Raw genomic sequence first — 23087 nt, 5'->3', positions numbered from 1 at the left:
TGGGCTACCGGAGGTGCCTGTTGCGGCTGAAGCGTCCCGTAACGGACCCCTGGGCCTCTGGCGCCGCCGCATGACCCGTCCCGGCAGGTCCGGTATTCGCCTTGCGTAGAGACCGCGCAAAGAACTTGGCGTTCTCCACAGCCTCCGCGCCGTCCGCCTCCACGCTGACGCGCAGAACGATGTCCTCCTGCGCGATGGTTCCTGTATAGCCATGGTCTGCGTCACACTCTGGGTCTGCACATCCGGCTGGCCCCATGTCCAACCGCTGACCTCCAGTCCAAGCGATAGCCAGTGTCAGCTCCCGAGCCTGATCGGTGGATGTGTAATTCTGTGGCTGTGCATAAACGTAGCTCAGAACAACGGATCGAATCTGGCTCACAGGCACCGATTCCGTGGAGATCTGGGCCATGACGTGCTCTCCGGCATCATCGAGTTGTTGGTCGTCGACGTGCGCAACGACCAGCATGTCCTCGGTCAGCACGAGGACTGTGATGTGTCGATGGACCTCCGTCCGGTCAAAGTGCGTCTCCAATTGGACCACATGCGACAACGGTGCCCGGCCGTCCAACGCATCATGGACGACATCTGCTACCAGCATGGGGTAAAAACCTGATCGTTCCAGAGCGGCATCGAGATCACGGCGTTCGGCGGAAAGTGAAGTCATAACTCCAGTTTCCCTTATTTCTGCGCTGCCCGTCTAACCCGCAGACTAGTCCCGCATGGCACGGCGCGCACTGTCCGTGCGCTGCCGTGGATTACCCACGTGAATATCGGCGCTGAGGACGGTGAGACCGGATGTAGATACCAGAACTGGCCGAAACTCCAGCAGCGCTATCTCGGGGTGGTCGTCCTTGAGCGCGGCCGTCCGGGCGATCAGTTCTTCCAGGGCATCAGTGTCCGATGCCGGAAGCCCGGCATATCCGAAAAGACGGCGGGAGGCTCGCGGGGCACGAACCAGCTCGCTGACGTCGACGTCAGTCAACGGCGGAATGCCATGTCCCCAATCGTCGAGAAGGTCCACGGCGTCGCCGGACATTCCATAGGACAGGACGGGGCCAAGCAGTGGATCTTCAATGGCACGAATGGTACACGCCTGTCCCTCTGGCGCCATGGACTGCAACTCCATGTGCTGGTGGCCGTAAGGCTTGAGCACCTCCTCCATGCTGGCTATGCTCCTGCGCAGCGATTCCGGACCGGCGATACCGAGCCGAACACCACCGAGGTCCAGCCTCTGCCGCAGTCTCAAGTCCATCGTTTTTAGTGCAACCGGCCAACCCAACTCCTCCGCGCGGTCAACGGCCTCGTCCAGTGAATCAAAGCTCGCCGACGGGAGGACCCGAATACCATAAAAGCCAAGAATTTCCGCACACTGGTGCGTATCGAGCTGGAATAGTGCTGCGTCTTCGACTCCCGCGGTCAGCTCCTCCAACCGGGCACTGGCACCGTCTGCGTTCAGCCCGTCAGGGCGGACGAACGTCCCGTGATCCCGGTTGGACCATTCGGCGTATCCGACCACTGAGGCCAGTGCGCCAACGGCGTCGCCGGGACTTGAGAACGAGGGCAGGCCAGATTGAGTGGTTTCCCCGCCAGCGACGTTCACGGGCAGGATCCCCTCCGCCTGGATAGTCGGATCCAGAATCCCACTGAAAGCGGAGATGACCGGTTTGCCATACTGGAGGCCGACGTCCCAGAGGCACTGCGCCAGCGTTTCGATGCTCAGACCCGGTGATGGCAGCAGTGCGACGACGGCAGTGTGGACACTGTCCCTGGCAAGCGCTCCACCGAGGGTGCTCTCGAGCAGTTCAAGGGCAGGACTCATGCCTTCGCTGAGGTCCAGTGCCGCGCTGAGTTGGGCAATCCGAAGCCCGTGGGAGGCGGCGCTGTCGGCCACAACCTTGCCGAGTGCAAGGGAGTTGGAAAGGATGGCGACACCATTGCCTACAGGAAGCGGCTGTGTTGCACAAATCTGGGCAACATCCATCAGTTGCGCACTGGTTGTCACGCGAATGACACCCGTCTGTCGGAGCATCGCGTCGAGGGCACCTTGCGGAGCCTGCGTCACGCGCACTGCATGCCCCGGCGGAAGCTGGAGTCCCATAACATCAGATTTGGCGACGATGACCGGCTTGGTCTGCGCCAGTCGGCGGGCAATGCGTGAGAATTTCCGGGGGTTCCCTATCGATTCAAGATACAAGCCAGCCACTTTGGTGTCGGTGTCGTCCTCCCAATACTGCATTGCGTCATTACCGGAGACATCCGCACGGTTTCCGGAGGAAATCGTAGAGGACAGTCCCAGCGAGCGCCTGCTGGCAGCTGAGTACAGCAGAACCCCAATCGCAGCCGACTGGCTGAACAGGGCCAAGCCGCCGCGCAGCGGCAGCTGTGGCGCCATGGATGCGTTGAGGCTTACTTTCGGATTGGTATTGATCAGTCCAAGCGATGCCGGCCCGATGACCCGCATGCCGTTGGAGCGAGCTTCGCGCACCAACGCTCGCTGCAGGGCTGTGCCATCGTCGGCATTATCCGCAAACCCGGCGGTAGCGATCAGCAGACCCTTGACACCGGCGATTCCACATTCACGCACAACGTCCGAAACCTCACCGTACGGTACGGCTATGACGGCAAGCTGAACTGGTCCAGGTAGGTCAGAAATACTGGCGTAGCCCTTCATCCCCGCGATCTCCAGGGCGTCCCGGTTCACCCCGTAGATTTCGCCCTCGAATCCGCCTTCAATGATGTGCTCAAGAATGCTGTACCCGACGGTGCCCCACTGCCTACTGGCCCCAATGACGGCAACGGATGACGGCGACAGGAGGTCAGCGACACTTCTCGCTTCGGCCCGGTGCTCACGAGACTCCATAACTGCCAGGGAACGCTCCGTTGGATCTATGCTGAACGCCAGCATGACAACGCCGTCGTCGAAATGACGGGAGACCTCATAACCTGCGTCGGCGAATACCATGATCATTTTGCGGTTTTCCGGGAGCACCTCTGCTGAGAAGCGACGGATGCCGTTCTCGCGGGCGGCGGCCGCGAGATGCTCAAGCAGGATCGAGCCGAGCCCGCGCCCCTGGTGTTTATCCGCAATGTTGAACGCTACCTCCGCCTCGGAGGAATCCTGGAGCCGGTCGTAGCGGCCGATGCCGATGATTTCGTCGCCCATCGTAATAACGAAGGCAACTCGGGTTGTGTAATCGACGCGCGTGAATCTTTGGAGTTCCTTCACCGTCAGCCGCGACTTGTAGGTGAAGAAGCGCAGGTATATCGACGTTTCAGACTGAGCGACATGGAACCGCTGAACTGCCTCTTCATCCGCGGGGGCAATTGGTCGCAGATGAGCAGTGCCGCCGTCCCGCAACACGACATCCGCTTCCCAGTGTTGGGGGTATTGTCCGTGGTTCGCCATAGACTCACTGTAGTCACTGACTCTGCGCAGTGAAGGAAACCGCACCCAGGAACCAGTAAGGACACCGCAACTATCATGGCCAGGCGCCAGGCAACAATGCCCCCGGAGGATTACACCGAGAAGATCATCGACGTCGATGTTACGTCTGAGATGGAGGACTCCTTTCTGGAGTACGCCTATTCGGTGATCTATTCACGGGCCCTCCCTGATGCCCGGGACGGCATGAAGCCAGTTCAGCGTCGCATCCTCTACATGATGACAGACATGGGGCTGCGGCCCGACCGCGGTCATGTGAAGAGTGCCCGGGTAGTGGGCGAGGTCATGGGCAAGCTGCATCCGCACGGCGACACGGCGATTTACGACGCCATGGTTCGAATGGCACAGGCGTTCGCCCTGCGGTTGCCATTGATCGATGGTCACGGCAACTTCGGTTCGCTCGACGACGGTCCCGCGGCGCCCCGATACACCGAAGCCCGTCTCGCCGCGTCGGCGCTTGCCATGACGGATCACCTTGATGAAGACGTCGTGGACTTCATCCCGAACTATGACAACCAGCTCACGCAGCCCGAGGTTCTTCCTTCGGCATTCCCCAACCTGCTCGTCAACGGCGCCACCGGCATCGCCGTCGGCATGGCCACCAATATGGCGCCCCATAATCTGCGCGAGGTTGTCGAGGCTGCCAGGTACCTCATCAGCAATCCGAGTGCCGAGTTGGCGGACCTCATGCGTTTCGTTCCAGGACCCGATTTGCCCTCCGGTGGGCGAATAGTTGGTCTGGACGGCATCAGGGATGCCTACGCAGGTGGCCGAGGCTCGTTCAAGACCCGGGCGAAGGTAGACATTGAACAGCTCTCCGCCAGGCGCACTGGACTTGTAGTGACCGAACTTCCTTACATGGTCGGACCTGAAAAGGTCGTCGAAAAGATCAAGGACGCCGTCACATCGAAGAAGCTGCAGGGTATCTCCGACATTGTGGACCTCACGGACAGAACCCACGGGCTGCGTCTGGTCATTGAACTCAAAAACGGCTTTAACCCCAACGCCGTCCTCCAGCAGCTGTACCGCTATACCCCCATGGAAGATTCCTTCGGGATCAATAACGTTGCTCTGGTGGACGGCCAGCCCCGGACGCTAGGACTGCTAGAACTTCTGCAGGTCTACACGGACCACCGGATCGACGTCGTCCGACGACGGACCGTGTACCGGCACAAGCGTAAGTCCGATCGTCTCCACCTTGTTGAGGGACTACTTATAGCCATCGTCGACATTGACGAGATTATTCAGATCATCCGCGCCTCCGACGAAGCAGCAGCTGCGCGTGTCCGGTTGATGAGTATCTATGATCTCACTGAGATACAGGCAAACCACATTCTCGAGCTACGGTTGAGGCAGCTGACCAAGTACTCTCGCATAGAGCTCGAAAAAGAACAGGAAGAGCTGAAGCGGGAGATTGAGGTCTTGGCCTCCATTCTTGGTTCAGATGCGTTACTGCGTGACATGGTTTCCGATGAACTCGCAGTTGTCGCGGAAAAATACGGCACACCCCGCCGCACCATCCTCTTGGAATCAGAAGCTGCACCAGCTATCAGTGGTCAGATCGGCGCTGCTTCTTCTCAAAGCGGTGCCAAGGCTCCTATGTCCCTCGAGGTAGCTGACGACCCCTGCTGGGTCTTGTTGTCCACTTCGGGTCAACTGGCCCGAACCACGGGTCTGGACGGGGTGAAAGAAACCGGGCAGCGGATCAAGCACGACGTCCTGACGTCCCTCGTGAAGACCAGCGCCCGGGGAGAGATAGGTGCCATCACCTCACTGGGTCGCATGGTCCGCTTGCAGGTCCTGGATGTGCCCGCACTTCCTTCCACGTCTTCATTTCCGAACCTTGTCGCCGGTGTGCCAGTGAAAGAATTTTTGACCCTCAACAAGGCAGAGCGTCTGGTCGGACTGGTGCCACTGACCGTGCCGCTGGCGCTGGCGACGGCGTTGGGAACTGTCAAGCGGTTGAGCCCCGACTACCCTCTCAACAGGGACGAGTGGGACATCATCACTCTTAAGCCCAAAGATAGTATCGTGGGCGTTTCACCAGCCGACGACGCTGACGAACTCGTCTTCATCACCCGTCAGGCACGACTTCTCAAGTACAGTGCCGGGTTGGTTCGCCCTCAGGGACGTTCCGCTGGTGGCGTGGCTGGTATCAAGCTCGGCGCGGACGATGACGTACTGTTCTTCGGCTCCGTGAATGCGGGCAATGATCAAGCAGTCGTTGTCACCATCGCTGTGGGAACCGAGGTTCTGCCCGGCACCTCAGCTGGCTCCGTGAAGGTCACTGCGCTGGCCGAATACCCGGACAAGGGGCGAGCTACTGGAGGAGTTCGTGCCCACCGGTTCCTCAAGGGCGAGGACGCACTTTCGTTGGCATGGGCCGGCCGTGGCCCCGCGCGGGCGGCTACAACCAAGGGCGTAGCCCGTGCGCTGCCCACCGAACACGGACGACGCGACGGATCAGGGATCCCTTTGTCTCAACCTATTGAAGCTCTCGGTCCGAATACTGGAGCAGAGGAACCTGCACAGTGAGGCGCCGTTCGAAAACCAGAGAGCACTGAGTAGCGGCGTAGCCCAGTCGTTCGTAGAGGCCGAGAGCACCTGACGGGTTCTCGGTATCGACACCCAAACCGGCGTTATCCATCCCGCCTTCGAGAAAACGACGCATTGCTTCAACGAGCAACGCGGGCGCCAACCGGTGTCCGCGCCACTGCCGACGCACCCCGAGTAACTCCGTATAGCCCTCGCGCAGTCCAACGCGTTCGGCGGAAGCGGCATCGTGGCTGGCCATTTGGTAAGCGGCAATTTCCCCGGAAGAGGTGTCCACCACAGCTACACTCCAGTCGGGCTTGAATTCGGGATGGCTAACTGTGAAGTGCCAGGATTCCTCATCCCGGGGTTCACTCCCCCAGTGATCCCTGAACGCATCATTGTGTGCTCGGCGAACGGCGTCGGAGATGCGCTCGTCGAACGTCACGAACTCAAAGCCCTCGGCGAGTGGGACGTCCGGAAGTTCCTCCCCGAGGGGCCGTGTCATCTCTGTGAAGTACCTGACGACTTCTCCGCCGTCAGAGGTGAAGAGCGATTTCTGACCAACATTTCGTTCCTCAACGTATGCCCTCAGCACGCCCTCCACAGCGTTGTCTTCCGCTAGCCGCTCGACACCGCGTACGGCCTGCCACTCGATGAGTGCCGAACCGATCCCCCGCCCGCGCCACTGGGGGTCCACGCCGCCGAAACCATGCAGGAGCGTTGAACCGGGATTTTTGGTGACCAGTGCGAAAGCCCGAATGGAACCCTCATGGTCGAGCCCCACGACCGTATCCAGTTGAGGATTATCCTTGCTGGAGCTGAGAGAATGTTCCAGGTCCTCCTGCGTCTCAACCCAGTCCGGCTCGTCCACCGCTGCCATGCGTTTAAGCAGACGATGCCACTGCTCAACATCCGAAAGGTTGATACTTCGCCAGGAGAGCTTTCCAGCAGCGGCTTCGGACAGGCGTGCGGCATCGGTCATTTCTCCAGTCTAAACACCAGCGTGCCCAAGATCGACATATTCAGGCTCCTCCCGCGCGATGGCTGCGAAAGCCCATGGCGTCGACCATGATTCTACGACATGTAGAAAGTCGCCCGAAAACACGATAAAATGACTGATAGGGCATCAACAGGGCCGCGGATAAGAACGCGCATGAATTGACAAAAGGATATAGATGGCAACGCTCGGTGAGCTTGAACGCACGGTCATGAATCTGCTGTGGGAAAGCGGCACTGCCGTGACCGCCAACAGCCTAAGGGACCGCTTGGCTTCACAGGCACAGGACGGCGCCAGTGGCAAGGACTTGGCTGTCACGACGGTGCTGACGGTGCTCTCGCGGCTTGAGAGGAAGAACCTCGTAGAACGTGAGCGCGAAATCCGCCCACACCGCTACCGGGCACTGACAACCCGCGCCGACCACACGGCTGAACTAATGCACGAAGTTCTCGGAAGCGTTCAGGACCGCGACGCAGTTCTCACTCGGTTCATCGGCAGCGTCTCTGAAACAGAAGCTGAAACCCTGCGAAAACTACTCGGAGGCAGCAAGGGCTAGATGGTCTCTGTCCCGCTCCTCCTGGCCGCGCTCGCCCTAGTGCTCGCATGGCCGGTACCCGTAGTGCTGTCTAGATCTCGGTGGCCGGTCCGGTCACCGTTCACAGCGATGGTCCTGTGGCAGGCCATAGCTCTCGCTGGCGGTCTCTCCATGATCGGTGCCCTGCTGGTCTATGGACTCGCACCACTGGGCGGGAACCTACTGCAGTCGACCACCGAACTCTGGCATGTCCTCACGGAGAACAGATCCGCGGAATCATTGGGGTTGCTCCACGTCTTCGCCCTGAGCACCGCGGGGCTGCTGGGAACCCACCTCGTTTTCACCCTGTTGCTAACCTACGTGCGCATCCAACATCAACGACGACGGCACCGCTCCAGACTCGACCTCTTGAGCTTTCCGTCCAAGGAGACTCCCGGCACAGTAGTCATCAGCCATCCCGTTCCCGTCGCGTACTGTTTGCCAGGCGGGGGGAAATCCGTCACCGTTCTATCAGACGGCCTCCTCGACATGCTCTCAGCTGACGAACTCAATGCGGTCATGGCGCACGAACGAGCGCACCTGGCACAACGGCATCATCTGCTGCTGTGGACATTCGCTGCATGGCGTTCAGCGCTGCCATGGCTCCCCACATCCCAACTCGCGTTCGCTTCAGTGAATGCTCTGGTGGAAATGCTCGCCGATGACGCCGCCCTGCTCCGCATTGAAAGAGCCTCGCTCATCAGGGCGATTGCCATTGTGGCATCCGGCCAAGCTCCTCCGTCCGGCGTCGGCAGCGGCGATGTCCTCAAACCTCTGACTGCGTCAGTTCTTGACCGAGATCCGGACTCGGTTCCAGAGCTCGAGAGTACCGCTGACCGACTCCGACGATTACTGACCCCGCAACAGCCACTACCCGCCGTGGCCAGATACGGATCTCTGGCTGGCAGCGTCGGCCTTACCCTGATGCCGGCAGTGCTCCTGCTCGTACCAGGTCTTTGGTGACGATCGCTTGAACCCAGCCTCAGCCGGGTCTGCGCATCAGGCGTCGATTTGTTCACGATCCAGACGGGCTGCGCCGGTAACGATGAACTCCTTGCGGGGAGCGACGTCACTGCCCATCAGGAGATCAAAGACTCGTTCAGCTGCTTCTGCTTCCTGAATGCGTACGCGCCGCAGTGTTCGGTGTCGTGGATCCATGGTCGTTTCAGCAAGCTGTCCGGCATCCATCTCGCCAAGTCCCTTGTACCGCTGAATTGGTTCCTTGTAGCGGCGCCCCGTCTTCTCCAACTGACCCAGTATGTTGCGCAATTCTGCTTCCGAATACGTGTAAAGCGTTTCGTTTGCCTTCGACCCGGGGTTGATAACCTCAACACGATGCAGTGGCGGGACAGCAGCGAATACCCGACCCGCGTCCACTAAGGGCCTCATGTAGCGGAAGAACAATGTCAGGAGCAGCGTGCGGATATGGGCACCATCAACGTCGGCGTCTGTCATCAGGATGACTTTCCCGTAGCGCGCTGCCTCAAGTTGAAAGCTTCGCCCTGACCCTGCTCCCACAACTTGAATCAGTGCTGCACATTCGGCATTCGAGAGCATGTCGCCGACAGAAGCCTTCTGCACGTTGAGTATTTTCCCGCGGATGGGTAATAGCGCCTGATAATCCGAGGACCGCGCTAGCTTGGCCGTACCGAGGGCACTGTCCCCTTCCACGATGAAGAGTTCGGACCGAGAGTTGTCATCAATGCGGCAATCAGCAAGCTTGGCTGGAAGCGATGAGGTCTCAAGAGCATTCTTGCGGCGCTGAGTCTCCTTGTGTACCCGCGCGGAAATGCGGGACTTCATCTCAGAGACTACTTTTTCAAGTAGCAGCGCCGATTGTGCCTTCTCGGACCGAGCCGTCGAATTGAGCTTTGCCGAAATTTCCTTTTCAACGATCTTGGACACGATAGAGCGTACCGCCGACGTGCCAAGAATTTCCTTGGTCTGTCCTTCGAACTGAGGCTCAGCTAGACGAACAGTCAAAACAGCAGTCAGGCCAGCGAAAACATCGTCGCGTTCGATCTTGTCACTTCCAGCCTTCAATTTTCGGGAGTTGGCTTCGATGACCTTCCTAAAAGTTTTCAGCAGCGCTTGCTCGAAGCCACTTTGGTGTGTTCCGCCTTTTGGCGTGGCAATGATATTGACGTAGCTGCGCAGAGTCGTCTCATAACCCACACCCCACCGCACTGCGACGTCTACTTCGCACTCGCGCTCCACCTCGGTCATCTTGCTGTGACCGTTTGCATCAAGGACGGGCACCGACTCCTTGAACTTGCCGGATCCCTGCAACCGCCAGATCTCTGTGACAGCGCTGTCGGCGGACAGGTAATCCGCGAACTCCGAAAGGCCGCCGTCGTGCTGAAAAACTTCTTCCACTGGGCCGTGCTCCCCCGGCGTCCCCGGTAATTTCCGCTCGTCACGCAGCGTGAATTTCAGTCCGGGAACCAGGAATGAGGTCTGTCTGGCCCGGGCCTGCAAATCCTCATAGGAGAACTTTGCATCCGGCGTGAAGATTTGATGATCCGCCCAGTAGCGGATCCGAGTACCCGTGACTCCCCGCTTGGCCTTCGCGACGACTTCAAGCCGTGAACTATCCAGGAACGGTTCGAAATCCGCCCCGTATCGCGGAGCCTTCCCCTTATCAATGAATCGCCCCGGCTCACCCCGACGAAACGACATCTGGTGCGTCTTTCCCAAACGGTCAACCTGAACGTCGAGTCTGGATGAGAGTGCGTTGACGACACTGGCACCGACTCCATGCAACCCGCCGGAAGCCGTGTACGAGCCGCCACCGAATTTGCCGCCAGCATGCAGTTTGGTGAATACCACTTCGACTCCGGTCAATCCAGTCTTGGGTTCCAGGTCCACCGGGATTCCCCGACCGTCGTCATGGATCTCGACGGAGGCATCCGGGTGGAGGATTACCGTGATGCTCTGACCGTGCCCGGCCAAGGCCTCATCCACTGAGTTGTCGATGATTTCCCACAGGCAATGCATCAGGCCCCGCGAATCTGTGGACCCGATGTACATACCAGGGCGCTTACGCACCGCTTCGAGTCCTTCCAGGACCGAGAGGTGGCGCGCGTTATATTCAGAGCCAGGTGTCATACCTCCACGTTATTCGCTCCGGTGCATCTACCGAGCATCGGCGTGCCGCGTGGCACCATTGAGGCGTCCGCGTTATCTGAACGTGATACGCGCACAGCGAAAGAGTGCCGTGGATGTGAAGAAAATGTGGCGCGAGGTGGTTGTATTGAGTATCAGCATTCTGAGGAGGTCACCATGACAACAGCAGTAGCCAGCCGGGAACTGAACAGCCTCGACCGTTGCGACCGCTGCGGCGCTCAGGCATACGTTCGTGCAGTGCTCGAATCATCAGCCGGGGAACTGTTGTTCTGCGGTCACCACGCAAGGTCCGTTGAAGCGACCCTGCGTCCCATGACAGCTGAATGGCAGGACGAGACAGCCCGGCTTCACGAGAAGGAACCCGTTTCCGTGGACGATTAGGCGCGAGGGCGTTTTTGCGATCTCTCCGTCATTCTTAAAGGCCAGAGGCGCGTTCCCCGAGGGGGACGCGCCTCTGGCCTTTAAGAATGCATACGCCAGCCATGCGTTGGATCAGGCTGATTAGTCCAAGTAGTCCCGCAGAACCTGAGACCTGGACGGATGCCGCAGTTTCGACATGGTCTTCGACTCAATCTGGCGGATCCTCTCCCGAGTAACGCCGTAAACTTTACCGATTTCGTCAAGCGTCTTCGGTTGGCCATCTGTCAGCCCGAAACGCATGGCAACAACTCCGGCCTCCCGTTCGGAGAGCGTGTCCAACACTGAGTGCAATTGCTCCTGTAGCAGCGTGAAACTAACAGCATCCGCGGGAACCACTGCTTCGGAATCCTCGATCAGGTCACCGAACTCTGAATCGCCGTCTTCACCGAGGGGTGTGTGCAGAGAGATCGGTTCCCTACCGTACTTCTGGACTTCCACGACCTTTTCTGGAGTCATGTCGAGCTCGAGTGCGAGCTCCTCTGGCGTCGGTTCACGTCCGAGATCCTGCAACATTTGCCGCTGGACCCGGGCGAGTTTGTTGATGACCTCGACCATGTGGACAGGGATGCGGATGGTCCGGGCCTGGTCCGCCATGGCCCGGGTGATTGCCTGACGGATCCACCAGGTTGCGTAGGTGGAAAATTTAAAACCCTTGGTGTAATCGAACTTCTCAACGGCCCTGATGAGCCCGAGGTTGCCTTCTTGAATCAGATCCAGGAACAGCATGCCACGACCGGTGTAGCGCTTGGCCAAAGACACAACGAGGCGGAGGTTGGCTTCAAGCAGGTGGTTCTTGGCGCGCTTTCCGTCAAAGATGATCTGCTGGAGCTCTCGCTTCAACTTCGAATCCATGCTTGAATTCTTAGCGATCTTATCTTCGGCAAACAGCCCAGCCTCGATGCGGAGCGCCAGGTCGACTTCCTGCTCGGCGTTGAGCAGTGCCACTTTACCGATCTGCTTCAGGTAGTCCTTGACCGGGTCTGCCGTAGCACCAGCCGAAACAACCTGCTGGGCGGGTGCGTCGTCGTCGTCGGCGTCTGAGTAAACAAAGCCAGATCCCGTTGCGGCGGCCGTACTGGCAACAGCTGCTGCCTTCTCGGCACTGATCCGTGACTCCTGGTCCGATCCCTCATCTGCAGCATGGTCGTCTTCGGCTGCCGCTTCATCCACGGGGTCCGGGGACTTGGTGCGTTTGGTGGGTGTCTTAGCCGGCTTCTCCGCTGCCTTGCGTGCGCGCTTGGGCTTGGCCTCTGCGACGCCAGATTCTGCGGCAGAGTCCTTTTGTTCCTCTGGTACTACGGCCTTGGCAGCAGCCTCCGCGGTGGCTGGCTTCTTGGTGCCCTTGGACGCCGGGGTCTTACGGGCAGGAGACTTCTTTGCCGTTTCGCGCGGTGCTGCGGAATCAGCATCCTCGACGGCAGGAGTTTCTACTGTTGTGCTCTTTTTGGCCGACACAGAGAACCTTTCATACGGCGGGCTGCGGCGCTACCGACGGGGAACACCACTATGACCCTGTCAAGTCCGTGATTGTCATCATGGATGAGCGTCACTGCCCACCTCATTAAGAAGCAACCAGTTCCGACCACCGATTTGTTCCCGATATGGGAACTTTCGGTGCCATGAAACACGGACCCGACCGGGTCTCTGCGTCCATTATCGCACGATTCCGGACTGGACAAGAATCGGTTCCGGACGTCGCGGTCCTTACGCAGCGCGTGCACGATGACCTGACCAAGCGCTCTCCCGTTCAGTTGCCCAGACAGGCAGCTGGCCTCGGTTCAGTAGTTCGTTGAGCAACCACGCCAACCGGTAGTCCGGGTCCTGTGCCAAACACATGTCAAAGAAACCACCGGCGCGTGATCCCCTCCCCCTGGCCCACTCGATCCATCCAAGCATGGTCAGCAGTGCACACTGTGGCTCTCCAGTTGCCACAGCATTGAGCAGCCGGAACAGGTTATAAGCAAGATCCAACCGCGCCCAGAGCGGTGGCGTCGTGGTTGTCCCGATAAGCACGGCGGCGAAGAGCTCTTCGGGTCTACCGCCGATGGCATGGTCGCGTTCGCGGAGGGAGAGAGGCAACGTTTTCAAAGCGCCAACGAGGGCTGATGGAATCAGTGCATTCGAGTTGCTGGGTCCCGGTTTCACCAAATTGCAGGCGCGCGCTCCTTCCATCGCATTCTCTGGGCTGGACGCTGCAAGCACCAGTACAGCATCGCGGATATCCTTACTTTCCAGTGACGCAATCAAGTACGCGGCCACTTCAGATTGATCGGCGATCCACTGTGCTTCCTCGGAACGTTGCAACGCAACCTCCCATACGCTGAGCACGGCGCGAAATTGCTCATCGTCCATCGAACGGCTCTGCAGCGCTCGAGCCCAGGTCTCGCAGCCGCTTCTAACGGCTTCATGGTTACGCCATGGTTCAGCCACTGAACGAACGACGGCAGCATCTAGGGACTCTTCATAGCTGCTGCCCCTGTAAATAAGTTCTGCATTGAGCTTGCTGTCCATCGCATCAGTGACCGGCTGCCCCGGCCATGGGCAGCATTGCTCATCGCAATAGAAGTCACGCCAGAATCCCATGGCCACGAGCCATGCCGCCTGGATCGGCATTCCTTCGGTTTCAAGCACCAGTTCGAGGCAATGCATGAGTTCCTCATGTGGTGGTGATCCCGGCTCGTCTGATTCCCTGTCGCTGTAAATCACCGCAATCACGCTGTCGGAGGTTCGGTCCTGTTTAAGGAACCCGTGGGCGTGCATGGCGAACTCCAAAAAGTTCTGGTTGGGAAGATCGAGCCTGAGGGTGGCTCCTAGAATTTTGGAGCCAACGGTCATGAGCACAATGCTCTCCTGGGGAACAAAACCGAGAGCATGTGGGATGTATCCCAAGATGTCGGCGGGTGATCCGACGCTGAACTTATTCGCTGAAGTAGTCATACGGATAGTCTTCTGGCTACGGCACGCCTCATACAGGACGAACGGCTCTATGTGGATAAATGGGGGTCTGGATCCGGGCCATCAGGGGTGTGGAGGAGGAGACCGGCGTCTCCGGCGGTTCTTGAGCTGGCGTGCCGACTGACGACGGCGCCGTTCGCGTTCCACTACGACCCTGAGCGGCGGGACCACGACACCGGTCCGTGCGAGCTGCCCGCGTGTGCGTTTTCGCATGACCAGTAAACCTGTGATGCCCACCGCCAACACAATGAACTGCACCGCAAGCGCAATCCGAAACGAGGCAAGTCCGTAGAGGCCATCCGTTGAGTAACCGGTGACGACCAGCAAATCGAGGATAAGGCCGATCAGATACATAGTGATCAGGGAAGCCAGGAACCCGCCGACGTTCACCACACCCGTGGCAGTCCCCAGATGATGCGGGCGATTGAAGGTGCGGGCGAAATCGAAGGCAATCATCGACGTCGGGCCACCTATAGCAAGGGCCATGATCAGAAGAATCAGCAGCCAAAGCGGCGCTGGACCCGGGTAAAAGAGGACGCTGGCCCACGCGGCAGCGATAAGTCCTGCCACTGCCATGACCATAGTAGATCGGCGCAGCGGATGTCTGCCGACCCAGACTCCCATGAGCGGGCCAACGACCATGCCCACAACCACAAAAAGCGTCAGCAGTGCAGAGGCCATAGCTGGTCTCACGCCTTCAGCGCTGACCAGATAAGGGTAGCCCCAGATCAGGACGAATACTGTCCCGGAAAATTGCGTGGTGAAGTGCGTCCACAGACCAAGCTTTGTTCCCGGTTCCCGCCAAACTGCCTGAAGTGACTCACCCGTTTGACGCCAGGAGGGCGAGGCCGGGCGCGGTCCACGAATTGGAGAATCCCTGATCACTGCAAGACTGACGGCAAAAGCTACAACGGACAATGCCGCCGCCGAAGTAAAAGCAGGTCCCCAGCCAAAAAACCTCAAAACGACGGCAAAAGGAACTACGCTCACGATTTGCCCGAGTTGCCCTACCATTCCGGTGAATTGCGTCATGACAGGGATTCGTCGTGGGATAAACCAAACGGGTAGCAGGCGCAAGGCAGACACAAACGTCGTTGCATCACCGGCACCCACGAGCAACCTCCCGGCAACGCCCTCCGACACGGTATCCGCCGTTGCTAGCATCAGCTGCCCACAGGCCATCAAAAATGCGCCACTGACGATCATGGCTCTTGGGCCAAACCTGTCCACTAGGACACCAACAGGCACCTGAAGCAGCGCGTAGACCAGAATCTGCACCACGGTGAACATAGCGAGAATCGAAGCACTGACGTCAAACCGTTCCGTAGCAGCCAAGCCAGCCACGCCGAATGTGGTCCGTTGAGTGACGGCCACGAGATAGGCAAAAACTGCCGCGCCCCAGATGAACCAGGCCCGCCTGCCACCGGTGGACCACCCATCCCGTCCCGCATGCACCGTGCCCGTCAGCTTTCGTCGCCGTCCGGCGTCGGACCGACCTGATCCGTGAGATCACAGTCGGGGGCACTGTCCGGGGCTGCCTCACCCAGTATCCTGGAGCTGTCCCCAGCGGCCCCGGGGGTTCTCTCGTGGCTATCTGTCGACGCAAGATAGGCCTCGACTGCCGCACCCAACTCATCGGCGTCCGCAAGCTCGTCGTTATCCTTGACCAGCAACGAACGCCGGACGCGACTCTCAGCATGCTCGTCATAATGGCGCTCCAGCCGCGTGACTACGCCCATCACATCGTTGGAGCCTTCAACCTGTTCCCGAATTTGACGCTCCACTTCCCGACCACTTTCGCGAAGCCGGTCAGTGGGCAACATTAGCGCCGTTGAGGCGCCCAGATACTCCAGGGCCGCGACGGCCGCTTGCGGGTACTCTGCCTCGGCCAAGTAGTGGGGAACGTGAACGACGTAGCCCACAACATCGTGCCCTGCCTCAACGAGACGAACTTCAAGAAGGTGACCGACCGACGCCGCGAGCTCGGCCGTCGGACGCCAGGTGGATGCGCCCTCGATGAGATCCGGCCGATTGCCGTGCACGGTCACCCCCAAGGGGCGAGTATGCGGCACCGGCATCGGGATGGAGTGGGTCCATGTCACAAATGAAACATCCAGTTCGTCAACGAGCAACAGCACTGCGCGGATGAATCGTTCCCACTGATAGTCGGGTTCAAATCCGGTCAGAAACAGGAACGGTTGACCGAGTCCATCGTGCAGCCGGTACAGCTCAAGTCTCGGCGGACGGTACCCCGTGAGGTGGTCCTCCTTAAAGGTGATGCGGGGACGCCTACCCCGGTAGTCGAGCAACTGGTCGGCGTCGAAGCTTGCAACAAGTTCGTGATCCAGGGAGTCAAAAAGTTCCGTACGGATTTGAGACACGACCTGCCCAGCCTCAGCGAAGCCGGTAAACCCCGCGATCATCGGCAGACCTGTCAGTGTCTTGGCTCGGTCGAGCGCAGCGTTAACGCTGTATAACTCGCCTGCATCTAACATCGTTGCCCCTTTCACTACTAGACCCCATCTTAAACGCCGGAGGCACCCGTATTCATTCCGGGTGCCTCCTGCTTTCTATGGCTTGATGTATTAGCCGCGGACTCCGGTTTCGATAAACGGGGGGCGAACCACACGCACTGCAAGCTTCCTTCCGCGAATTTCCACCGCGAGCTCGTCGTCGAGCTGGACCGAGGGGTCAACAAGTGCCAGCGCGATACCGTTCTGAAGCGTTGGCGAGAACGTTCCGGACGTTGTTCGCCCGACGACGCCGCCGTCGGCTCCCAAGACGTTCACGTCCGCTCTCGGAACCCCTCTCTCCAACGCGAGCAGCCCAACGGCTTTCCTCTGCGCTCCCTCCGCCTTGATGCGCGTCACCGCGTCTCTACCCCAGAAGGCATCCTTCTTCCATCCGATGGCCCATCCGACGCGCGCCTCCACCGGAGAAATATCTGGCGTCAGTTCGTGCCCGTGCAGGGCATAGCCCATTTCCGTCCGAAGCGTGTCGCGGGCAGCAAGACCGGCAGCACGGCCTGCATAGGCTGTAGAAGCCGCCGAGATCGTTTCCCACAGGGTGAGGGCATCCTCCCAGCGTGGCACCAATTCATATCCGTGCTCGCCCGTGTAACCCGTACGGCACACGCTGAGCGGCATGCCCTTCCAGCTAACGTCGATGAAGGCCATATAGTCTGTCGGTAACTCCAGCCCAAGGTTTCCGAGGACCTCCGCAGACTTTGGTCCCTGGAGAGCGAAGACCGCGAAATCACGATGCTGGTCCGTGATCTGGATCCCCGCGCCGGACTCTTCGCGGGCCGCTACCAACTTGGCCGCGACTTTTCCCGAATTGGCTGCGTTGGGAATGAGGAATATCTCTTCCTCCGAACGAATGTAAGCAATGAGGTCGTCGATGACCCCTCCGGTCTCATTCAACGCCATGGTGTACTGGGCCTGGCCGACTCCAATTTTTCGTAGATCATTAGCCAGCGTGCCGTTGACAAAGTCCAGGGCGCCCGGGCCCTTCACGAGGATCTTTCCGAGGTGCGAAACGTCGAAGAGGCCAACGGAGCTGCGCACCGCACTATGCTCGGCAACCACGCCACCTCCTTCGTAGTGAAGAGGCATCAGCCACCCACCGAATTCGGCCATACGGGCACCAGCCTCAACGTGCCAGGCATGGAGCGGACCCTCGAGCAACACGGACTCGACGGCTTCAGGGGATGCAGAATTTGTGTCAGTCATGATTGTTACCGTACATCAGGGGTTGGACCGAGAGACTACGATCTATAGGGAACTATCTCTCGAGGAAGTGAGGAACGATCTCTGTGGTCACAGCAAGCGAGTTCAGTCTGTCAGCAACGGCGAAGGACGTCCGAAAAATCAGGTGTGAAGCCCTGGTCCTTGGCGTCATACAGGGAACCGACGGTCCAGTGCTTCTGGACAGCGGTCTCTCCGAGAAATCCACCGGCGCGCTCGGCAGTACACTCGTCTCCCTTGGCGTGAGCGGCAAGGCGGATGAGGTCACTCGCCTGCCCGGCCTCAGCGGGGCTGAGGCGGACGTTATCGTGCTTACCGGCTTGGGGAGCAAGGAAACGGCAACCGATGAAGAGACTCTCCGCAGAGCAGCCGGCGCTGCCATCCGGAACCTCATGGGCGTTGAGTCCGTCGTTATCGCCATTCCGGCTCCGACGGTGGCCGCCGTAGCGGCAATAGCTGAGGGCGCTGCACTGGGAGCCTACGTCTACACCGAAAACAGGCATTCGACTGCAGCCTCGCTCAAGGCACCCGTCAGCAGGGTCACAGTTCACTCTCCGGTGGCCGCGGAACCAGCCGTTTCCGCTGCGCTGCGCCGCGCGGAAATTCTTGGAAAGGCGGTCAACGCCACTCGCACCCTAGTCAACCGTCCCCCAAGTCACCTCTACCCCGAGACGTTCGCCTCTGCCGCCAGAGAACTGGCCCGCTCATTGCCCGTCAAGGTCACCGTTTTCGACGAGAAGAAACTCGAAAAGGACGGTTACGGCGGTCTCATGGGCGTCGGCAAGGGATCGTCGAGGCCACCACGTTTGGTCAAGGTAGAGTACTCGCCGTCGAAGCCTGCGAAGAAGCTCGCTCTTGTGGGCAAAGGCATCACCTTTGATTCTGGCGGACTTTCACTGAAGCCGCCGGCGGGCATGGAGACCATGAAATGCGACATGGCTGGTGCCGCCGTCGTCCTCAACGCACTTCTGGCGATCGCTGAGCTGGGATTGCCGATCAAGGTCACGGCGTGGTTATGCATAGCAGAAAACATGCCCTCCGGGACGGCTCAACGGCCATCGGATGTCATGACAACCTACGGTGGAAGGACAGTGGAGGTCCTGAACACCGATGCTGAAGGACGTCTGGTCATGGCTGACGGCATCGCAGCGGCGAGTGAAGAAAGGCCCGACATCGTCCTGGACGTGGCAACGCTCACCGGCGCGCAGATGGTCGCTTTGGGCAAGAGGACATCGGCTGTCATGGGCGACAAGATCGTCCGAGACGCCGTGGCTACTGCCGCCGACCGGGCCGGCGAACTGTTCTGGGCCATGCCGATTCCGGAAGAACTCCGTTCCAGTCTGAACTCTCAGGTCGCCGACATTGCAAACGTCGGAGAGAAGATGGGCGGCATGATGACAGCTGCTGCGTTCCTGCGGGAGTTCGTTGGGGAATTCGACGGACACGCCATCCCGTGGGGCCACCTTGACATCGCCGGACCTGCCTTCAACGAGGCTGCGCCGCACGGTTACACCCCGAAAGAAGGAACGGGCGTCGCAGTGCGTACACTCGTAGCCTACGCCGAGGACCTCGTGTCCAACGGACGGTAGTTTAGATACCGCGACCTGACATCATCGCATGCTGGAGGGGTCAGATTCCGGCAACTGTAAAGGAAAACGACCCCTCCGGCTGGATGATTGGTGAAAGGTGGCGCTAAGGTGAATCTGAAAACTAAAGACTCAAACCACCAGATCAAACCGTGTGCATTTCCGCACGCAAAAGCAAACGCGAGGGAGCCTTCACGTGGCCGATACGGCAGCTGAAAAAGAATTCGACATCCTGGTCCTTGGTGGAGGCAGCGGCGGCTACGCGGCAGCACTTCGCGCAGTTCAACTGGGATTCACCGTTGGTCTGGTGGAGAAGGCCAAGCTCGGCGGGACATGTCTACACAACGGGTGCATCCCAACAAAGGCGTTGCTGCACTCTGCAGAAATTGCCGACAGCGCACGTGACGCGGCCAAGTACGGCGTCAACGCGACCTTCGACTCCATCAACATGGAGGGCGTCAACGCTTACAAGGACGGCATAGTCGCCGGGAAGTACAAGGGCTTGCAGGGGCTGCTGAAAATGCGGAAGGTTACCGTCATCGAAGGCGAGGGCCGTCTGATATCGAAAGACACTATCGAGGTTGACGGCACCAGCTATAAGGGTAAGAACATTATTCTGGCTACCGGCTCCTACTCGCGTTCGCTGCCCGGACTCGCAATAGAGGGAAAGGTCATCACCTCCGACTCAGCCCTCAAAATGGACACCCTCCCGAAGAGCGCTATCGTCCTCGGTGGCGGAGTCATTGGCTGCGAGTTCGCCTCAGTTTGGAAGTCCTTTGGAGTAGACGTCACCATCGTGGAGGGACTCCCCTCTTTGGTTCCCAACGAAGACGCCGCAATCATCAAAGCATTCGAGCGGTCCTTCAAGAAACGCGGGATCAAGTTCAACACGGGCACCTTCTTCGAAAAAGTTGAACAAAACGACGACGGCGTCAAGATCACGCTGGCCGACGGCAAGACTTTCGAGGCAGACATCATGCTCGTCGCTGTGGGACGCGGACCGGTAACGGATGGCCTTGGCTATGAAGAAGCAGGGGTGACCATGGACCGAGGCTTCGTCATCACCAACGAGCGGCTCCATACCGGTGTGGGCAATATCTATGCCGTCGGCGACATCGTTCCCGGCCTGCAACTTGCGCATCGTGGTTTCCAGCAGGGAATCTTCGTTGCCGAGGAAATCGCCGGGCAAAGCCCAGTTATCGTCGAAGACGTCAATATTCCGAAGGTTACCTACAGCGATCCCGAAATCGCTTCAGTGGGCCTCACGGAAAAGGCCGCCAAGGAAAAGTTCGGCGATGATTCGGTCGAAACCCAAGAATACAACTTGGCCGGAAACGGTAAGAGCTCCATTCTTGGTACCGGCGGGCTCGTGAAACTCGTTCGGCAAAAGGACGGGCCAATTGTTGGCGTTCACATGATCGGTTCGCGTATGGGCGAGCAGATCGGTGAGGCACAACTTCTGGTGAACTGGGAAGCGTACCCGGAGGATATGGCGCCCCTGCTCCACGCGCACCCGACCCAAAACGAAGCACTGGGAGAAGCGGGACTCGCTCTCGCCGGTAAACCGCTCCACGGTTAGTCCCCGTAACCGGCGTAATGCACCGGGGAGATCGTATCCGGTGCATTATGCTCGGACTAAGCGTCAACAGCCGTGATGGCTGCCAGAGATCTAAAGAGGAGAAACGGGGACGAAATGTCTGAATCCGTGAATTTGCCAGCACTCGGTGAAAGCGTCACCGAAGGAACCGTCACACGATGGCTCAAGCAGGTAGGTGACCGCGTCGAAGTTGACGAGCCCCTACTTGAGGTCTCCACCGACAAGGTAGATACGGAGATCCCTTCTCCGATCGCAGGAACAATCGAAGAAATCCTCGTCGCCGAAGACGAGACGGCTGAAGTCGGCGCGCCGCTGGTTCGCATCGGAGATGGCTCCGGCACGGATGGCGATGGAACCGCGGACTCCAGTGCTTCCACCGAAGACAATACGGCCGACGAGCCCGGGCAGGAGCAGTCCGAGTCACCCGAGGAGCCCGAGCAGGAGCAGTCCGAGTCACCCGAGGAGCCCGAGCAGGAGCAGTCCGAGTCACCCGAGGAGCCCGAGCAGGAGCAGTCCGAGTCACCCGAGGAGCCCGAGCAGGAGCAGTCCGAGTCACCCGAGGAGCCCGAGCAAGAGCAGTCCGAGTCGCCCGAGGAGCCGGTTTCCGAAACCGACAACTCAACTTCCTCATCCGGTGAGGGCTCGGAAGTTACCCTCCCGGCCTTGGGTGAAAGCGTTACGGAGGGCACAGTAACACGCTGGCTCAAAAGCGTTGGGGATGACGTTGAGGTCGACGAACCCCTTCTGGAAGTAAGCACGGACAAGGTCGACACAGAGATCCCCTCTCCCTTTGCCGGCAAACTGCAGGAAATACGAGTGAACGAAGACGAAACGGCTGAAGTTGGCGCAGTCCTCGCCGTCATCGGTTCGGGCGCCTCAGCTTCCCCTGACGCTCCCCAAGAGAAGGCGCCAGCTAAAGAAGCAGAGCCCGTAGCCGCCGCACCATCGCAGGAACGAGAAGCACCTGTCGAAAAACCGAAGTCCACATCAGATTCCTCCGACCAACAGGACTCCGCCGCAAAGAAATCCACGGAGAACGTGAAGACAGAAGAAAAACCGACCGCTGCAGCAGAGGATCAGCCGGCGTCGGGGCGTAGGGCCGCGGCGCAATCGGATGCCGCGTATGTCACTCCCCTGGTTCGCAGGCTCGCCAACGAGAGCAACGTCGATCTCTCCACAGTCGAAGGAACAGGAGTCGGTGGCCGCATTCGGAAGCAGGACGTCGTGGCTGCCGCTGCTGATGCGTCAAAGCAGGAGTCCGCTCCGGAGAAAGCATCTTCAGCCGCGCACTCGAGTGCTCCTACCGTCGAGGCATCCACGTTGCGTGGCACCGTCGAAAAAACCCCACGCATCCGACAGACCATCGCCCGCCGAATGCGAGAATCTCTTGAAGTCTCGGCGCAGCTGACTCAGGTCATTGAAGTCGACATGACCAAGATCGCCAAGCTTCGCAGCGCCGCCAAGGAAAACTTCCACGCGCAGAACGGAGCGAAGCTGACGTTCCTTCCGTTCATCGCGACGGCGGTAACCGAGGCATTGAAGCAGCACCCGAAGTTGAATGCCTCCATTGATGCGGACGCCAAAGAAGTGACGTACCACGACGCAGAGCACCTTGCGATCGCTGTAGACACGGAGAAAGGTCTTCTGGTTCCGGTCATTCGTGATGCGGGAGATTTGAATTTAGCGGGTATTGCCAAAAAAATTGGTGATGTCGGGGCGCGCACGCGCAATGGGCAGATCGGCCCCGATGAACTCGCGGGCGGGACATTTACCATCACCAACATAGGATCTGTTGGTGCACTGTTTGACACTCCCATCATTAACCAGCCACAGGTTGGAATTCTGGGAACCGGGGCAATCGTCAAACGTCCGGTCGTCGTTACTGACGCCGACGGTGGCGACACCATCGCCATCCGGTCCATGATGTATCTGTGCCTGACTTATGATCACCGTATTGTCGACGGAGCCGACGCAGGGCGATTCCTGCAGACACTGAAAAAGAGACTGGAAGACGGCTTGTTCTCAGCCGACCTCGGACTATAATTCGAGGGCAGTATCTTTAAACAAGAACCCGCCAGATGGTGTACCTCTGGCGGGTTCTTGTTTAAG

At 59.2% G+C, this 23087-nt stretch carries 16 protein-coding genes; 7 read left to right on the top strand and 9 right to left on the bottom strand.

Annotated elements, in window-relative coordinates; translation table 11 throughout:
* Positions 1–4 precede the first annotated feature (4 nt).
* On the bottom strand, positions 5–664 hold the full coding sequence (locus JOE65_RS07965; RefSeq protein ID WP_239536655.1) for a DUF5998 family protein: 660 nt from the start codon (positions 662–664) through the stop codon (positions 5–7).
* Positions 665–709: 45 nt separating this feature from the next.
* Positions 710–3406, bottom strand: a complete 2697-nt coding sequence (locus tag JOE65_RS07960) for a bifunctional acetate--CoA ligase family protein/GNAT family N-acetyltransferase (protein ID WP_205162702.1) — start codon at positions 3404–3406, stop codon at positions 710–712.
* 75 nt (positions 3407–3481) lie between these two features.
* Between JOE65_RS07960 and JOE65_RS07955 the strand changes: the two genes are divergently transcribed.
* A complete protein-coding gene (locus JOE65_RS07955) occupies positions 3482–5977 on the top strand; it encodes a DNA gyrase/topoisomerase IV subunit A (protein WP_205162701.1) in 2496 nt (831 codons plus the stop codon).
* Here the strand turns inward: JOE65_RS07955 and JOE65_RS07950 are convergent.
* Positions 5928–6959 (bottom strand): GNAT family N-acetyltransferase, encoded by a 1032-nt coding sequence (locus JOE65_RS07950; protein WP_239536654.1) that lies wholly within the window; start codon positions 6957–6959, stop codon positions 5928–5930. The two genes, JOE65_RS07955 and JOE65_RS07950, sit on opposite strands and share 50 nt — an antisense overlap.
* Before the next feature lie 193 nt (positions 6960–7152).
* On the opposite strand from JOE65_RS07950, the gene JOE65_RS07945 reads away from it, so the two are divergent.
* Together JOE65_RS07945 and JOE65_RS07940 are read left to right on the top strand one after the other, a co-directional pair.
* Positions 7153–7530, top strand: coding sequence for a BlaI/MecI/CopY family transcriptional regulator (locus JOE65_RS07945; protein WP_205162700.1), 378 nt, complete (start codon positions 7153–7155; stop codon positions 7528–7530).
* Positions 7531–8511, top strand: a complete 981-nt coding sequence (locus tag JOE65_RS07940; protein ID WP_205162699.1) for a M56 family metallopeptidase — start codon at positions 7531–7533, stop codon at positions 8509–8511.
* Between the two features lie 36 nt (positions 8512–8547).
* Here the strand turns inward: JOE65_RS07940 and JOE65_RS07935 are convergent, their stop codons facing one another.
* Positions 8548–10656, bottom strand: coding sequence for a DNA gyrase/topoisomerase IV subunit B (locus tag JOE65_RS07935; RefSeq protein WP_205162698.1), 2109 nt, complete (start codon positions 10654–10656; stop codon positions 8548–8550).
* Between the two features lie 174 nt (positions 10657–10830).
* Between JOE65_RS07935 and JOE65_RS07930 the strand changes: the two genes are divergently transcribed.
* The gene (locus tag JOE65_RS07930) at positions 10831–11055 is read left to right on the top strand and encodes a DUF7455 domain-containing protein (protein WP_205162697.1); all 225 of its coding nucleotides are present in this window, start codon (positions 10831–10833) and stop codon (positions 11053–11055) included.
* A gap of 120 nt (positions 11056–11175) precedes the next feature.
* Here JOE65_RS07930 and JOE65_RS07925 read toward each other — a convergent pair whose 3' ends face one another.
* The 5 genes from JOE65_RS07925 to gcvT form a co-directional block, all read right to left on the bottom strand.
* Entirely contained in the window at positions 11176–12549 is a 1374-nt protein-coding gene (locus tag JOE65_RS07925; RefSeq protein ID WP_205162696.1) for an RNA polymerase sigma factor, read from the bottom strand.
* Between the two features lie 249 nt (positions 12550–12798).
* The gene (locus JOE65_RS07920; RefSeq protein ID WP_205162695.1) at positions 12799–14031 is read right to left on the bottom strand and encodes a DUF4192 domain-containing protein; all 1233 of its coding nucleotides are present in this window, start codon (positions 14029–14031) and stop codon (positions 12799–12801) included.
* A gap of 81 nt (positions 14032–14112) precedes the next feature.
* On the bottom strand, positions 14113–15504 hold the full coding sequence (locus JOE65_RS07915) for an MFS transporter (RefSeq protein WP_205162694.1): 1392 nt from the start codon (positions 15502–15504) through the stop codon (positions 14113–14115).
* An 8-nt stretch (positions 15505–15512) separates the two neighbouring features.
* Positions 15513–16544 carry a proteasome assembly chaperone family protein gene (locus tag JOE65_RS07910; RefSeq protein WP_205162693.1) on the bottom strand — a complete coding sequence of 344 codons (1032 nt, stop codon included), beginning with the start codon at positions 16542–16544 and terminating at the stop codon, positions 15513–15515.
* A 90-nt stretch (positions 16545–16634) separates the two neighbouring features.
* Complete coding sequence (gene gcvT / locus JOE65_RS07905; RefSeq protein WP_205162692.1) at positions 16635–17780, bottom strand: glycine cleavage system aminomethyltransferase GcvT; 1146 nt, start codon at positions 17778–17780, stop codon at positions 16635–16637.
* A gap of 83 nt (positions 17781–17863) precedes the next feature.
* On the opposite strand from gcvT, the gene JOE65_RS07900 reads away from it, so the two are divergent.
* The 3 genes from JOE65_RS07900 to sucB all read left to right on the top strand — a co-directional run bounded on the left by JOE65_RS07900 (position 17864) and on the right by sucB (position 23021).
* Entirely contained in the window at positions 17864–19384 is a 1521-nt protein-coding gene (locus JOE65_RS07900; protein WP_205162691.1) for a leucyl aminopeptidase, read from the top strand.
* Positions 19385–19577: 193 nt separating this feature from the next.
* Positions 19578–20960 carry a dihydrolipoyl dehydrogenase gene (gene lpdA / locus JOE65_RS07895; protein WP_205162690.1) on the top strand — a complete coding sequence of 461 codons (1383 nt, stop codon included), beginning with the start codon at positions 19578–19580 and terminating at the stop codon, positions 20958–20960.
* A gap of 114 nt (positions 20961–21074) precedes the next feature.
* Positions 21075–23021 carry a 2-oxoglutarate dehydrogenase, E2 component, dihydrolipoamide succinyltransferase gene (sucB, locus tag JOE65_RS07890; protein WP_205162689.1) on the top strand — a complete coding sequence of 649 codons (1947 nt, stop codon included), beginning with the start codon at positions 21075–21077 and terminating at the stop codon, positions 23019–23021.
* The last annotated feature ends 66 nt before the right edge of the window (positions 23022–23087 follow it).

It is taken from the genome of Arthrobacter roseus, assembly GCF_016907875.1.
In the GTDB taxonomy this organism is placed as follows: domain Bacteria; phylum Actinomycetota; class Actinomycetes; order Actinomycetales; family Micrococcaceae; genus Arthrobacter_J; species Arthrobacter_J roseus.
This window is presented reverse-complemented; position numbering and strand designations above follow the sequence as displayed.

What these genes read in the sequence shown, in the direction of transcription:
- sucB (WP_205162689.1), top strand. Translation starts at nt 21,075, where the DNA reads ATGTCTGAATCCGTGAATTTGCCAGCACTCGGTGAAAGCGTCACCGAA.
- JOE65_RS07960 (WP_205162702.1), bottom strand. Translation starts at nt 3,406, where the DNA reads ATGGCGAACCACGGACAATACCCCCAACACTGGGAAGCGGATGTCGTG.
- JOE65_RS07945 (WP_205162700.1), top strand. Translation starts at nt 7,153, where the DNA reads ATGGCAACGCTCGGTGAGCTTGAACGCACGGTCATGAATCTGCTGTGG.
- JOE65_RS07935 (WP_205162698.1), bottom strand. Translation starts at nt 10,656, where the DNA reads ATGACACCTGGCTCTGAATATAACGCGCGCCACCTCTCGGTCCTGGAA.
- JOE65_RS07950 (WP_239536654.1), bottom strand. Translation starts at nt 6,959, where the DNA reads ATGACCGATGCCGCACGCCTGTCCGAAGCCGCTGCTGGAAAGCTCTCC.
- JOE65_RS07910 (WP_205162693.1), bottom strand. Translation starts at nt 16,544, where the DNA reads ATGTTAGATGCAGGCGAGTTATACAGCGTTAACGCTGCGCTCGACCGA.
- gcvT (WP_205162692.1), bottom strand. Translation starts at nt 17,780, where the DNA reads ATGACTGACACAAATTCTGCATCCCCTGAAGCCGTCGAGTCCGTGTTG.
- JOE65_RS07955 (WP_205162701.1), top strand. Translation starts at nt 3,482, where the DNA reads ATGGCCAGGCGCCAGGCAACAATGCCCCCGGAGGATTACACCGAGAAG.
- JOE65_RS07920 (WP_205162695.1), bottom strand. Translation starts at nt 14,031, where the DNA reads ATGACTACTTCAGCGAATAAGTTCAGCGTCGGATCACCCGCCGACATC.
- JOE65_RS07930 (WP_205162697.1), top strand. Translation starts at nt 10,831, where the DNA reads ATGACAACAGCAGTAGCCAGCCGGGAACTGAACAGCCTCGACCGTTGC.
- JOE65_RS07940 (WP_205162699.1), top strand. Translation starts at nt 7,531, where the DNA reads ATGGTCTCTGTCCCGCTCCTCCTGGCCGCGCTCGCCCTAGTGCTCGCA.
- JOE65_RS07965 (WP_239536655.1), bottom strand. Translation starts at nt 664, where the DNA reads ATGACTTCACTTTCCGCCGAACGCCGTGATCTCGATGCCGCTCTGGAA.